This window comes from Burkholderia sp. MSMB617WGS, assembly GCF_001532025.2.
Classification (GTDB): Bacteria; Pseudomonadota; Gammaproteobacteria; order Burkholderiales; family Burkholderiaceae; genus Burkholderia; species Burkholderia savannae.
Map to the genome: position 1 here is coordinate 2,054,324 of NZ_CP013458.1, position 12,803 is coordinate 2,067,126.

Here is a 12,803-nt window from a genome sequence, read left to right on the forward strand (position 1 = left end):
GCCGCTTACGATCGCATGACCGAAGAACGTTCGCACTGGGTGCGAGTCGAGCCGCTCGGAGCCGGCTTCGACGCGCCCGAATCGCTGTCGCTGCTCGAAGCCGCGGGCTTCGCCGGCGTATCGCTGCCACGCTCGTGCCGCAACGGCACGTGCCGGACCTGCCTGTGCCGTCTGCGCGAAGGCTCGATCGTCTACCGGATCGACTGGCCCGGCGTGAGCGCCGAAGAAAAAGCGGAAGGCTACATCCTGCCGTGCGTCGCGATCGCGCAATCCGATCTCGTCATCGAGGTGCCTGACGCCGAATGAACGCACGCGCGGGGATCGTGCAAGGAGATCGCAGGTGTCCGCGCCGGGCCGCGCACGGCGGGCATGATCGCATGCCGCCGCGCGCCCGCCCGACAGCCGGGCCGCCGCCGATCACATGGTCGAAAGACATGCACGGCCGCGTATCGAGCACGCTTCGCTCGACAGTCGACACCACACCGCTCGCGCCGCGAATCGCGCCGACGCCGCGCAACGCCTGCGTGCACGTGGACAGACAACGGCCGCCGTCATCGGCTGGTGCAGGCCGACACGACAGGATCGTTGCTCCCCGTATGGACGAAACCGTCCGACACCCATTGATTCGAGCCGAGTCGATACCAGAGCCGCGTCGCACCCCAGTTGCCCCGCACCGTATCGCCGTACGCATAGCACGCGAGCTGGACCGTCGCGCCGTTCGCGACGGTGCCGACGACCGAAGCGGACAGCGACGGCGCGCTGCGCAGGTTCACAGGCCCCGGCGCCTGCACGGTCGCCTTCACGGACGGCGACGGTTCGGCCGGCCCGCCGCTGTCCTCCGAGCCGTAATTGGTGAGTGACGCCTGCACGGACACGCGCCGCTGATTGCGGATCGCATAGCCCGAATACGCACCGCCGCCTTCGAAGAACTGCCAGCCGCCGATCGTCTTGCCGTTCACGGGCACATCGCTGCCGCCCTGGCTCAGCGCGAAGTGCACGTGCGGCCCGGTCGTCTGCCCACCGCACGGCAGGCCGTTGCCGACGCGCCCGAGGTATTCGCCCTGGCGCACGCGCGTGCCGCTGCCAGCCTGAGTCAGCTGAACCATGTGGTAGTACGTGGTCGCATAGCCGTTGTCGTGGACGACCTTGACGATCGCGCTGCCGTTGCGCTCGCAGCTTTTGTAGAGAACGCCGCCACGCGCGGCGAGCACCTGACCGTTGCCGATGGAAAAGTCGAGCGAGTTGAACGGGCGGCTTTCGCCGCTCCAGCCATGCGCGCCGCCCGTCCAATACCACGCGGCGCCTTGCTGCCACGGCAGCGCAAGCCCCGTCTGCCCCGCCGCCGCGCTCGGCCGCGACGCGGCGGGCGCGCGGCCTGCATTCAGATGCGCGCGCTCGTCGCGGGGCAGCAGCTTCGCCGGAGCCGCGGCGGCAAGCGCATAAAACGCATCGGTGCCTTCGATGCCGACGACCCATCCGTCCTTTGCGCGTTGCGCGACGAAGAGCTTCGACACAGGGTAGGCCGGCGAGTCGTTCGGAACGACCTGCGTAACGGTGCCGAACACCCATCCGGCCTCCTGATCCGACTTGATCGGCTCGATCACGTCGTCGCGCGCAGCGGGCGCGGCCGGCCCCTGCTTGCCGAGCCGAGTGGAGAAAGCCTGCCGGATTGCCTGCTGCAGGTCCGTTGCATCGACGGGCACCGCATACGCGGCGCCGGACAGGCCTGCCGCCATCAACGGCACGGCCATCAAACGCTTGATGGAATCGGATGCACTACGCCAGACCATCGGGCCCATAAGAACGCCTCCCTTATCAGTGAACGTCGTCATTTCGACGGACGGGACCGACTGCGGCCCGATGCGGTGTCGTCGGCCGACGCGACCACAGCGATCCCACGGTGAACCTTGACAGCTCGATTCGGACTGCTTAGCAGCTTGACCAAACCGACAAAGCCCTTACGCCCCGGGAATCATAGTGACTTTCCTCTAAAAGTAAACCTTGCAATCGACAAATCGATCGGATTTACGAAGGCAGCCATCCCGCTATTTCATCGATATTGGCACCAGAAACGTATATTGAAATAGTGATTGTTTCCGATATGCGCATGAGAATTTATTCGTCACGAAACGGCGAATAAGGAAGGAATCCGAATGATGTCGGAGCCGGATCGATCGATCTGACCAAGCATGTCCGTCATGCGAACAAGAACACAAAATGCCTTCTTTTTCAGGCGCTTAATGTCACGCATGCAATGATCCACGAGAATCACGGGCAACCGAAGAATCGGCCGACCGGATCAGGAAAGATCGACATTCACCGCGTTCATGATGCACGCCGATAAGATGCGGTTCTAAAAAATAAATGCCGTGATTACATGAATCCGTTCGAATCGGCGGTTATGTAACCTGAAACACAATCGCATTGACCGGAGAATGCGACCGAACGCGCCATGTTCTAATTTTCCGAGATGCGCGTTCGTCCGCCGGTTTCGTTGCGCGAGCGACGTGCCCGCGATGCCGCCGTCCTACGCGCCGAGATACGCGCTGCGGATTCCGTCGTTCGCCAGCAGGTTCGCGCCGGTGTCGGCGAGCACGACCCGCCCCGTCTCGAGCACATAGCCGCGATCGGCGACCTGCAACGCCTTGTGCGCGTTCTGCTCGACGAGGAACACCGTCACGCCCTCGTCGCGAATCGTCCGGATGATGTCGAAGATCTGCGCGATCACGAGCGGCGCAAGGCCGAGCGTCGGCTCGTCTAGCAGCAGCAGGCGCGGCCGGCTCATCAGCGCGCGGCCGATCGCGAGCATCTGCTGCTCGCCGCCCGACATCGTGCCCGCCCGCTGCCCCGAGCGCTCCTTCAGCCGCGGAAACAGGCGATAGACATGCTCGACGCCCTCGTCGATCTCATGGCGGCTCGCGAAGAAGCCGCCCATCTTCAGATTCTCCAGCACGGTGAGGCTCGGAAACACGCGGCGCCCTTCCGGCGAGATCGCGAGCCCCTGGCGCATGATCTCGTGCGTCGGCATCGCGGTGATGTCGCTGCCCTCGAACAGCACGCGCCCGCTCGACGCGCGCGGCGTGCCGCACACGGTCATCATCAGCGTCGTCTTGCCCGCGCCGTTGCTGCCGATCAGCGTGACGATCTCGCCCTTCTTCACTTCGATCGACACGCCCGACAGCGCCTCGATCGCGCCGTAGTGCGTATGGACCTTCTCCAGCTTCAGCATCACTCCTCTCCCAGATAGGCCTTGATCACGCGCGGATCGTTGCGCACTTCGTCGGGCCGGCCGATCGTGATCGGCCGGCCGTGCTCCATCACCAGAATGCGATCCGAGACGCCCATCACGAGACTCATGTCGTGCTCGATCAGCAGCACCGCGACGCCGAACTCGCGGCGCAGCCGGTCGATCAGTTGCTGCAGTTCGACCTTCTCCTGCGGATTGAGGCCCGCCGCCGGCTCGTCGAGCATCAGCAGGCGCGGGTTCGTGATCATGCAGCGCGCGATCTCGAGGCGGCGCTGATGGCCATACGAGAGCGTGCCCGCGGGCCGGTTCGCGACCGCCGTCAGATTCATCCGGTCGAGCCACACGGCCGCGCGCTCGAGCGCGTCGCGTTCCGCGCGGCGATACGCGGGCGTCGCGAAGAGGCCGTGAAAGAGCCCCGACTTCACCTGCCGATGCTGCGCGACGAGCAGGTTCTCGACGACCGTCAGCGACTTGAAGAGCCGAATGTTCTGGAACGTGCGCACGAGCCCCTTGCGCGCGACCAGGTGGCTCGTCAGCCCGCCGATCGAATGGCCGTCGAGCACGACGCTGCCCGCCGTCGGCCGATAGAACCCGCCGATGCAGTTGAACACCGTCGTCTTGCCCGCGCCGTTCGGGCCGATGATCGCGAACACCTCGTCGCGGCGCACGTCGAAATCGATCCCGTCCACCGCGAGCAAGCCGCCGAAGCGCATCTGCAGCGCGGACACCTTCAACATTTCCGTCGTCGCGCTCATTGCGGCAGCTCCACGTGGGGGCGGCTCGCGGGCAGCAGGCCCTGCGGACGCCACATCATCATCAACACCATCACGAGGCCGAACATCAGCATCCGGTATTCGGCGAAACCGCGCGCGATCTCGGGCAACAGGGTCAGCAGGATCGCCGCGAGAATCACGCCGAGCTGCGAGCCCATTCCGCCCAGCACGACGATGGCGAGAATCAGCGCGGATTCGATGAACGTGAACGACTCCGGATTCACGAGCCCCTGGCGCGCCGCGAAGAACGCACCGCCGATGCCGGCGAACGACGCGCCGAGCGTGAATGCCGACAGCTTGATGCGCGTCGGATTGAGGCCGAGCGAGCGGCACGCGATCTCGTCGTCGCGCAGCGCCTCCCATGCGCGACCCATCGGCATCCTGATCAACCGGCTCGTCACGAAGAGCGTGAAACAGACGAGCAGCAGCGCGATCAGGTACAGGAAGATCACGACGTGCTCGCCGCTGTACTCGAGTCCGATCAGCTCGTGGAAGGTTTTCGCGCCCTCGACGCTCGCGCTTCGCGCCATCTCGAAGCCGAACACCGTCGGCTTCGGGATGCCGGAGACGCCGTCGGGGCCGCCCGTGATGCTCGTCAGGTTGTTCGCGAGCAGGCGGATGATCTCGCCGAAGCCCAGCGTGACGATCGCGAGATAGTCGCCGCGCAGCCGCAGCACCGGAAAGCCGAGCACGAAGCCGAACGTCGCCGACGCGAGCGCGGCGAGCGGCAGGCATTCCCAGAACGTGAGCCCGAAGTACTGGTTGAGAAGCGCATATGTGTAGCCGCCGACCGCATAGAAGCCGACGTAGCCCAGATCGAGCAGGCCGGCGAAGCCGACGACGATGTTCAGGCCGAGGCCGAGGATCACGTAGATGAGCGCGAGCGTCGCGACGTCGATCGCGCCGCGCGAGCCGAAGAACGGCCACACGAAGCCGAACGCGACGAGCGCCCAGACGATCGCGCGCTGCTCGCGCGCGCCGAGCGGCGGCGTCGCGGGCATGCGCACGGCCGCCTTCGCGCGCACGAGCGCGGGCTTGAACAACTGAAACAGGAACACGGCGGCGACCGCGATCCAGACCGGCCGCCAGTGCGCTTCGAGAACGACCTGATAGCCGTCGAGCTTCAGCTGAAGGCCGAGGATCGGCACCGTGAGGATCGCGGTCAGCACGGCGGCCGTCACCGCGTGCTTGAGCGATCGCACGGCCGGCACGCCGGCCGTCGTGCGGACGGAAGTCATCGCTTGATTCATGGGCGGCCTCACACCTTTTCGATGTCCGACTTGCCGAGCAGGCCCGTCGGACGGAACAGCAGGATCAGCACGAGGAGGCCGAAGGCCACCACGTCCTTGTACTCGGCGGGCATGTACCCGGAGGCAAAAGTCTCGGCGAGACCGAGCAGCACGCCGCCCAGCATCGCGCCGGGAATGCTGCCGATGCCGCCCAGCACCGCGGCCGTGAACGCCTTGATGCCCGCGACGAAGCCGATATACGGATTGAGCTTGCCGATCGTGAGCCCGATCAGCACGCCGCCCACCGCGGCGAGCATCGCGCCCAGCACGAACGTGAACGAGATCACGCGGTTCGTGTCGATGCCGAGCAGGTTCGCCATCCGCATGTCTTCCGCGCACGCGCGGCATGCACGGCCCATCCGCGAATGCGAGATGAACAGCGTGAGCGCGATCATCAGCACGATCGTCACGCAGACGATCAACAGGCGCGCATACGGCACCGTCACGTCGAAGTCGCCGCCGACGTGAATATCGAACGCGCCGGAGATCAGCACGGGCACCGACATGTCGCGCGCGCCCTGGCCGATCTGTACGTAGTTCTGAAGAAAGATCGACATGCCGATCGCGGAGATGAGCGGCACGAGCCGCGGCCCGCCGCGCAGCGGCCGGTACGCGACGCGCTCGACCGCGAACCCGTAGAGCCCCGTGACGACGACCGACACGACAAGCGCCGCGCCGAGCACGAGCGGCAGCGGATAGCCCGCCGACGTGCCGATCGCGGTCAGCGTGACGAGTCCGACGTATGCGCCGATCATGTAGATCTCGCCGTGGGCGAAGTTGATCATGCCGATGATCCCGTAGACCATCGAATAGCCGATGGCGATCAACGCATAGATCGCGCCCAGCGTGAGGCCGTTGACCAGTTGCTGGGCGAATTGAGGAAAGAATTCATTCATGCGGGAAGCTCCCGTTCGCGCCGACGCGCATGCATGCGCCGCCGCTCGCGAAAGCGGCGGCGCATGCAGCGCACGGGCGTCCGATCTCGATGCGCCCGCCCCGCGGCGGCCCGCTTGCGCGACGGCGCAGGGCCAGCGCAGGGCCAATGCGACCCGCCCCGCTCGAACGTGCAGCGGGGCGGAAGGGCGGGCAGATACTCCAGTTAGTTGGCGGCCGTCTTGGTCGCGTCCTTGTGCCACTTGTAGACGACGAACTTGAACGATTTCAGGTCGCCCTGCGCGTCGTACGACACCTTGCCGATCGGCGTGTCGAAGCTGTGCTGGTGCATGTACGCGGCGACCTTCGCCGGATCGGTGGTCTTCGCGCCCGCGATCGAATCGGCGATGATCTTCACGCCGGAATACGCGGGCATCTGGAACGTGCCGTTCGGATCGCGCTTCTTGTCGGCGAACGCCTTCACGAGCGCCGCATTGGCCGGATCGGCGGTGAAGTCGGCGGGCAGCGTGACGAGCATGCCTTCCGAAGCCGGGCCGGCGATCGCCGTCACGTCCTTGTTGCCGACGCCTTCCGGTCCCATGAACACGGCCTTCACGCCCTGTTCGCGCGCCTGGCGCATCAGCAGCCCCATTTCCGGGTGATAGCCGCCAAAGTAGACGAAGTCGACGCCCTGCGACTTCAGCTTCGTGACGACCGCCGAGTAGTCGGAGTCGCCCGCGTTGATGCCTTCGAAGATCACGACGGGCACCTTCGCCGCGTCGAGGTCCTTCTTCACCGCCGACGCGATGCCCTGGCCGTACGACTGCTTGTCGTGCAGCACGGCGACCTTCTTCGGCTTGACCTTGCCGATGATGTACTGCGCGGCGGCCGGCCCCTGCTGGTCGTCGCGGCCGATCGTTCGGAACACGAACTTGCGCTTCTTGCCCTCGGTCAACTGCGGCGCGGTCGCCGACGGCGTGATCATCACGATGCCTTCGTTCTCGTAGATGTCCGACGCCGGAATCGTCGAGCCCGAGCACACGTGGCCGATCACGTACTTGATCTTCTGGCTGACGATCTTGTTCGCCACCGCGACCGCCTGCTTCGGCTCGCACGCGTCGTCCATCATCACCACCTCGAACTTATTGCCGCCCGCGCCGCCGGCTGCGTTGATCTGCTCGATCGCCGTCAGCGCGCCGGCCTTGACCATGTCGCCGTACTGAGCGACCGAGCCGCTCATCGGGCCGGCAATGGCGATCTTCACGGTTTCCGCATGGGCAGCGGCGCCGGCTGCAACGAGCATCGCGGCGAGAGAGATGGACGAAAGACGGGACAGCATCATCAGGAGCTCCTCGATTATGTTTAGTCATACGGGCAAGGCAACATGACTTGCGCAATCGAACAACACCCGTGGACGAAACGACTTGGAGCACGCCCGAGACGGAAAGACGGACCTGCAGATGGAACAGCGCTTGCGGGGCCCGGCAGTGTCAGCCGCCGTCGCGAGCGACGGAGACCTTGGTTCGGAAAGACAACGTGATGCGTCTTGTATTGCGCAAGCGATTCGCCTGCCCCGCTTACCTCACTGCTCGTCGGACGGATATGCCGACAGCCGTTGGCAAGGCAGCCGAAATTATAGGATCGTTTTTCATCCATCTGACCAGAATTAACGGACGAATCAGGGAAAACACGCAGTCCGCGCGGCCTCTCGGGCGCTCGGTTGCGCCCGTCGTTCGCATGTTGCACCGCAGCCGGATTCGACGGCCGCGCGACCGTTCGCGCAACCGCCTCGCGCGATTTCCCTTTCGCCGCGGACGTTTATCGCGACGCTGCGGCGCACCGTAAGACGAGCCGAACCCGATCCGGACGTCGAGCGACGGCGGCACGCGATTCGACCTCCGCAGCGAGGTACGACCGCCCGACCATCCGAACGACACGAGCGCCATGCAATATCCGCCGGCATGCGCGCATATACCGGCAATTTCATCGGGGACATAGCAGGCATTTTGGAATTTCGATGAAATAATGCGAGCGCGCAATCGGTCAGCCGGCCCTTTCATTTTCCCGTCGAGCCGGCTTGCCCGGTTCAGGCGGCACCGTGCCGGCCGGTCGCGCGATTCGCCCGCCGTTCGACTCCGATCCAACTCCGATCCGGCGGAAATCGGCCGCCGTTCGCACCACGCATCATTTACGCTCGCTTCATGGATTTCGACGTCATCGTTCTCGGCGCCGGCATCGTCGGCGTATCGGCCGCGCTGCATCTGCAGGATCGCGGCCGCAGGGTCGCGCTCGTCGACCGCGGCGCGCCCGGCGGCGGCACGAGCTTCGGCAACGCCGGGCTCATCGAGCGGTCCTCCGTCGCACCGTACGCGTTTCCGCGCAACCCGCTCGCGCTGCTGCCCTACGCGATGAACCGCTCGACCGAACTCTATTGGGATCGTGCGTCGCTGCCGTCGTTCGCGCCGTGGCTCGCGCGCTTCTGGTGGGAATCGTCGCCGCGCCGCCGTGCGGCCGCCGCGCGCGACATGCTGCCGCTCATCGAACTCAGCGTCGCCGAGCACGATGCGCTGATCGCGCGCGCGAACGCCGGCGACCTCGTGCACGCGCGCGGCTGGATCGAAGCGTATCGGACGCCGGAGCGCCTCGAGCATGCGGCGCGCGGTGCGCGGCGCGACGCGAGCCGGCACGGCCTGCGCGTGGCGACGCTCGACGCGTCCGCGCTCGCCGCGCAAGAACCCGCGCTCGGCGCTGGGTTCTGCGGCGCGCTGCACTGGCTCGACCCCAAGAGCGTCGTCGATCCCGGCGCGCTCGTCAAAGCGTACGCGCGGCTCTTCGAGCGCGACGGCGGCGCGCTGCTCGAAGGCGATGCCGCGAGCGTCGAATCGAGCGGCGACGGCTGGAACGTGAGCACGGCCGACGGCGTCGCGACGGCGCGCGAAGTCGTCGTCGCGCTCGGCCCCTGGTCGGATACCGTGTTCGCGAAGCTCGGCTACCGGATACCGCTGCGCGAAAAACGCGGCTACCACATGCATTACGCGCCGCCCGACGGCGCGCCGCTGTCCGCGCCCGTCGTCGATCTCGAGCACGGCTACGTCGTCGCGCCGATGCGCGGCGGATTGCGGCTCACGACAGGCGTCGAGATCGCCGCGCGCACGCTGCCGCCGACGGGCGTGCAGCTCGCGCGCGCGGAGCGCATCGCGCAGCCCGACGTTCAGGCTCGGCCCGCGGCTCGATCCCGCGCCGTGGCTCGGCTTTCGGCCGTGCATGCCGGACATGCGCCCCGTGATCGGCGCGGCACCGCGACACCGCGGCATGTGGTTCGCGTTCGGCCACAACCATCACGGGCTCACGCTCGGCCCCGTCACGGGGCGCCTGCTCGCGGAAATGATGTGCGGCGAGCCGACCGTCGCGGACGTCGCGCCGTTTCGCGTCGAGCGGTTTCTGTGATTCGAAGCGGGAAGCCGCGGGAGCGCGGGGGGCGGCAGCGGCATTCGATACGCCGGCACGCTCGCTCGCGCACCGTGACGAGAAGCGCCGCCGCGAATGCATGCCCCATATGCGTTCCAACGGCAAAGGACCGGCCGACATAATCCGTGCATCATGTCGCTCGCCACGCGCCGCATGACCGATTCGCTATTCGCCCACTAAACAAAACCCGCGCGGCGGCGAAACTCAGGAGCGATATTGCGCGATCGTCGAAGCGCGACGAGCGCCTAATCGGTCATCGCGCAACGAGCAACGGGCTACGCCGCCCGCGAATCATTGCACGTTGAACGAATGGTGCTTTGCAATTTTCACAACGAACATCGTCTGAACAATCAATGCAGTCGAATCGAATGCACGAATAACCGAATTGCACTCGAACGCGCCGCGCGCAAAACGATCGCGCAAACCGTCTTCGCGTTGAAGCGAGAAACCTTGACACGCGGCGCAACAACGTGACAAAGCACTCGCCCGCACCGCATGCGCGCGCCGCGCGATGACGATCCGCAAACGGCGAATGCCGCGTGCAGCAGGCTGTGGCGCGGCTCGGACGCGTTCTCGCACTCCGTTCGCGCACCATTCGAGTGAACGATTCCGCACTCCACTTTTGCCCGCAAATGGAAATCGATTGTTTCTAAATCGGCAAAAAGTAATTTGAGCCAGACAGGATGTTTTTTCCGCGCGAGCGCGCTTACATTTAGCGCACCCCTCTAATGGAAATCGCTACGGAATCGACGGAAAGCAGTTGCAATAACTGCCTAGGCCGATACCGCACGAGCTTTAGGAAACGGCAAAATGAAGTCCTCCAAATCCCAGCCTGTGCTCGATCCCGCTGACGTTCACGTCGAAATCCTCGAACGCTCCGACACGCTGCTCGTCGTCCGCTGGGTCGAACCCGGCCGCTGCCACTACGGCGAGCAACGCTGGCGCCGCCGCTTCGCGCAACGCACCGGCACTTGTGCGCTGTCGCGCCAGGTGATCCACCGCGGCGACGAAGTGTTCCGCCCCGCCGAGCGCCCGGCGCCCGCCAATGCAGGCGCGATGATTTCCGCCGCCGAAGTGCTCGGGCACGCGAGCGGCAAGTAACGCCGCGCCACACCACGCGGTTAGAGCGGCGTCTCTAGCCTGCTTCTTGTCTTCGCCGTCTTGCGTCACTACCGTTACATCAATCAATGTAACGGTGTAAAGGGTGCGAACGGCGGAAACGCCGACGCTCCGCTGCACCGGGCCCAGGGCCCATTCGCGCAAACGGCGGGCCCGAGAACGCGCTGCCCGACGGCGCGCCAACGGATGGAGACGAAGATGCATGCATGGAGCGCGCAACACGTGCTGCCGCAAGGCGGAAAAGTCGCGGTCGTCACCGGGGCCAACAGCGGCCTCGGCTGGCAGATCGCGGAAACGCTCGCCGCCAAAGGCGCGCAAGTGGTGATGGGCTGCCGGGAGTCGGCGAAGGGCGAACTGGCCGCGCACACGATCCGCACCCGTTATCCGCGCGCCCGGATCGAAGTCGAAGCGCTCGATCTCGCCGATCTCGCATCCGTGTGCCGCTTCGCCGACGCCGTCACCGATCGCCACGGCCGCGTCGACATTCTCTGCAACAACGCAGGCGTGATGTTCCTGCCGCTGCGCCACACGCGCGACGGCTTTGAAATGCAGATGGGAACGAACCACCTCGGCCACTTCGCGCTGACGGGCCTGCTGCTGCCCGCGCTGCGCGCGTCGCACCGCGCGCGCGTCGTGACGATGTCGAGCGGCTTCAACCGGCTCGGCAAGATCCGTCTCGACAACATGCTCGCCGAGCGCGGCTACAACAAGTACCGCGCATATTGCGACAGCAAGCTCGCGAACTTGATGTTCACGCTCGAGCTTCAGCGCCGCTTCGATCGCGAGGGGCTGTCGATCCTGAGCGTGGCCGCGCATCCGGGCTACGCGGCCACGAACCTGCAGTTCGCCGGCCCGGCGATGGAGAATTCGTCGCTCGGCTCATTCGCGATGCGCGTCTCGAACCGGCTCGTCGCGCAGCCGGCCGAGGTCGGCGCGCTGCCCGCGATCCACGCGGCAACGGCGGCCGACGTCGTAGGCGGCGCGTACATCGGCCCCGCGCACCTGTGCGAGACCCGCGGCTATCCGGCCGACGCGCGCATCCCGCACCAGGCGCGCGACGCGCAGATGGGCGCCCGCCTATGGGAAAAATCCGAACAACTGACCGGCGTGCGCTATCTCGACACACCGTCGCCCGGCTCGCGCCGCGGAAACTCGCGCTACGACGCGACGTTCCGTGCGCTCTGAAGCATTTCGCCAAGCCCAAGCTTGCCGCTTCGCCCGCTGCCCCCGCAGCGGGTGGGCGGTTTTTTTTTGCTGTGACACCCCACCGCTTGCGGTCTGGATTTTTTCAATTTACGAAAAGATATTTCGCGAAAGCCAGCGTTTACCCGTAGGACCCCGAAGACTACGATGTAACCAATCGCTTAAGACATGGTGTCGAAAGCGAAATCGATAAAACATTCGGAGGTTCTCATGAAATCGCTCGTTTACGCTGTCGTCGCCGCTTCCGCCCTGAGCGCTTCGTTCGGTGCGTTCGCGCAATCCAACCCGTCGCTGAGCCGAGCGCAAGTTCGCGCGGAGCTGGTCCAGCTCGAGAAGGCCGGCTACCACCCGGGCGTGTCGAGCCCGTACTATCCGGAAGACATCCAGGCTGCCCAAGCACGCGTGCAAGGCGCCGCCGACACGAGCGGCTACGGTGCGCAAGCCACGCCCGTCGCGCACATCGGCGCGCCGGCCGCCACGGCTCCCCGCTCGCCGCGCGATTCGATCTACTTCGGTCAGTAAAGCAGCACGCGCGCTGCGCGGCCCCGCCTGATCCGGCAGCCGCGCAGCCTGAAATCCGCATGGCGCACCGGCCGTTTCCGCGCGCCATCGCCCCCATTCGGGCCCCTAACCTCCGCCGCTCCGCAAGGAGCGGCTTAGCCTGGGCGCCTGGCGCCTAGGCGCTTTTTCGGCTAAGGCGCAAGTTCGCCGCTACGGCGGCCCCGTCAATCGAAACACGGTCGATCCTTACACAATATGTAAGGATCGATTTTGTTCATGCGTGCCTTGCATGCACGCGTCGTGCGCGGGCCGTATCGAGCATCGGCACGG

General features: G+C 65.8%; 12 protein-coding genes and 1 pseudogene. 6 read left to right on the forward strand and 7 right to left on the reverse strand.

Annotated features, from left to right (window positions below):
• Nucleotides 1–15: 15 nt before the first annotated feature.
• A complete protein-coding gene (locus WT60_RS29985; protein WP_059578903.1) occupies nucleotides 16–306 on the forward strand; it encodes a 2Fe-2S iron-sulfur cluster-binding protein in 291 nt (96 codons plus the stop codon).
• A 245-nt stretch (nucleotides 307–551) separates the two neighbouring features.
• On the opposite strand, the gene WT60_RS29990 is transcribed toward WT60_RS29985, so the two are convergent.
• From WT60_RS29990 to WT60_RS30020, 6 genes are all read right to left on the reverse strand, one after another.
• Nucleotides 552–1,799: a peptidoglycan DD-metalloendopeptidase family protein gene (locus WT60_RS29990; protein WP_060355770.1), complete on the reverse strand. Its 1,248-nt coding sequence runs from the start codon at nucleotides 1,797–1,799 to the stop codon at nucleotides 552–554.
• A 728-nt stretch (nucleotides 1,800–2,527) separates the two neighbouring features.
• Nucleotides 2,528–3,229 (reverse strand): ABC transporter ATP-binding protein, encoded by a 702-nt coding sequence (locus WT60_RS29995; protein WP_038752616.1) that lies wholly within the window; start codon nucleotides 3,227–3,229, stop codon nucleotides 2,528–2,530.
• Nucleotides 3,229–4,002, reverse strand: a complete 774-nt coding sequence (gene livG, locus WT60_RS30000) for a high-affinity branched-chain amino acid ABC transporter ATP-binding protein LivG (RefSeq protein WP_038752619.1) — start codon at nucleotides 4,000–4,002, stop codon at nucleotides 3,229–3,231. The genes WT60_RS29995 and livG overlap by 1 nt, the downstream gene beginning before the upstream one ends.
• Nucleotides 3,999–5,270: a high-affinity branched-chain amino acid ABC transporter permease LivM gene (locus WT60_RS30005; protein WP_038752622.1), complete on the reverse strand. Its 1,272-nt coding sequence runs from the start codon at nucleotides 5,268–5,270 to the stop codon at nucleotides 3,999–4,001. Before WT60_RS30005 ends, livG begins: the two co-directional genes overlap by 4 nt.
• A gap of 8 nt (nucleotides 5,271–5,278) precedes the next feature.
• Entirely contained in the window at nucleotides 5,279–6,205 is a 927-nt protein-coding gene (gene livH / locus WT60_RS30010) for a high-affinity branched-chain amino acid ABC transporter permease LivH (protein ID WP_038752624.1), read from the reverse strand.
• A gap of 203 nt (nucleotides 6,206–6,408) precedes the next feature.
• Complete coding sequence (locus tag WT60_RS30020) at nucleotides 6,409–7,524, reverse strand: branched-chain amino acid ABC transporter substrate-binding protein (RefSeq protein WP_038752628.1); 1,116 nt, start codon at nucleotides 7,522–7,524, stop codon at nucleotides 6,409–6,411.
• Nucleotides 7,525–8,383: 859 nt separating this feature from the next.
• Between WT60_RS30020 and WT60_RS30025 the strand changes: the two are divergent.
• Together WT60_RS30025 and WT60_RS35790 are read left to right on the forward strand one after the other, a co-directional pair.
• Nucleotides 8,384–9,509: pseudogene (locus WT60_RS30025) on the forward strand (FAD-binding oxidoreductase); the annotation flags it as partial.
• Entirely contained in the window at nucleotides 9,495–9,629 is a 135-nt protein-coding gene (locus WT60_RS35790; RefSeq protein ID WP_348982048.1) for a hypothetical protein, read from the forward strand. The pseudogene WT60_RS30025 and the gene WT60_RS35790, both read left to right, overlap by 15 nt.
• Nucleotides 9,630–9,941: 312 nt before the next feature.
• Here WT60_RS35790 and WT60_RS34125 read toward each other — a convergent pair whose 3' ends face one another.
• Nucleotides 9,942–10,175: a hypothetical protein gene (locus WT60_RS34125; protein WP_145986918.1), complete on the reverse strand. Its 234-nt coding sequence runs from the start codon at nucleotides 10,173–10,175 to the stop codon at nucleotides 9,942–9,944.
• 285 nt (nucleotides 10,176–10,460) lie between these two features.
• Here WT60_RS34125 and WT60_RS30030 point away from each other — a divergent pair, with 285 nt between their 5' ends.
• The 3 genes from WT60_RS30030 to WT60_RS30040 all read left to right on the forward strand — a co-directional run bounded on the left by WT60_RS30030 (nucleotide 10,461) and on the right by WT60_RS30040 (nucleotide 12,494).
• Nucleotides 10,461–10,751, forward strand: a complete 291-nt coding sequence (locus WT60_RS30030; RefSeq protein WP_038752632.1) for a DUF3331 domain-containing protein — start codon at nucleotides 10,461–10,463, stop codon at nucleotides 10,749–10,751.
• A gap of 216 nt (nucleotides 10,752–10,967) precedes the next feature.
• Nucleotides 10,968–11,954 carry an oxidoreductase gene (locus tag WT60_RS30035; protein ID WP_038752710.1) on the forward strand — a complete coding sequence of 329 codons (987 nt, stop codon included), beginning with the start codon at nucleotides 10,968–10,970 and terminating at the stop codon, nucleotides 11,952–11,954.
• A 228-nt stretch (nucleotides 11,955–12,182) separates the two neighbouring features.
• A complete protein-coding gene (locus WT60_RS30040; protein ID WP_059648261.1) occupies nucleotides 12,183–12,494 on the forward strand; it encodes a DUF4148 domain-containing protein in 312 nt (103 codons plus the stop codon).
• Nucleotides 12,495–12,803 lie beyond the last annotated feature (309 nt).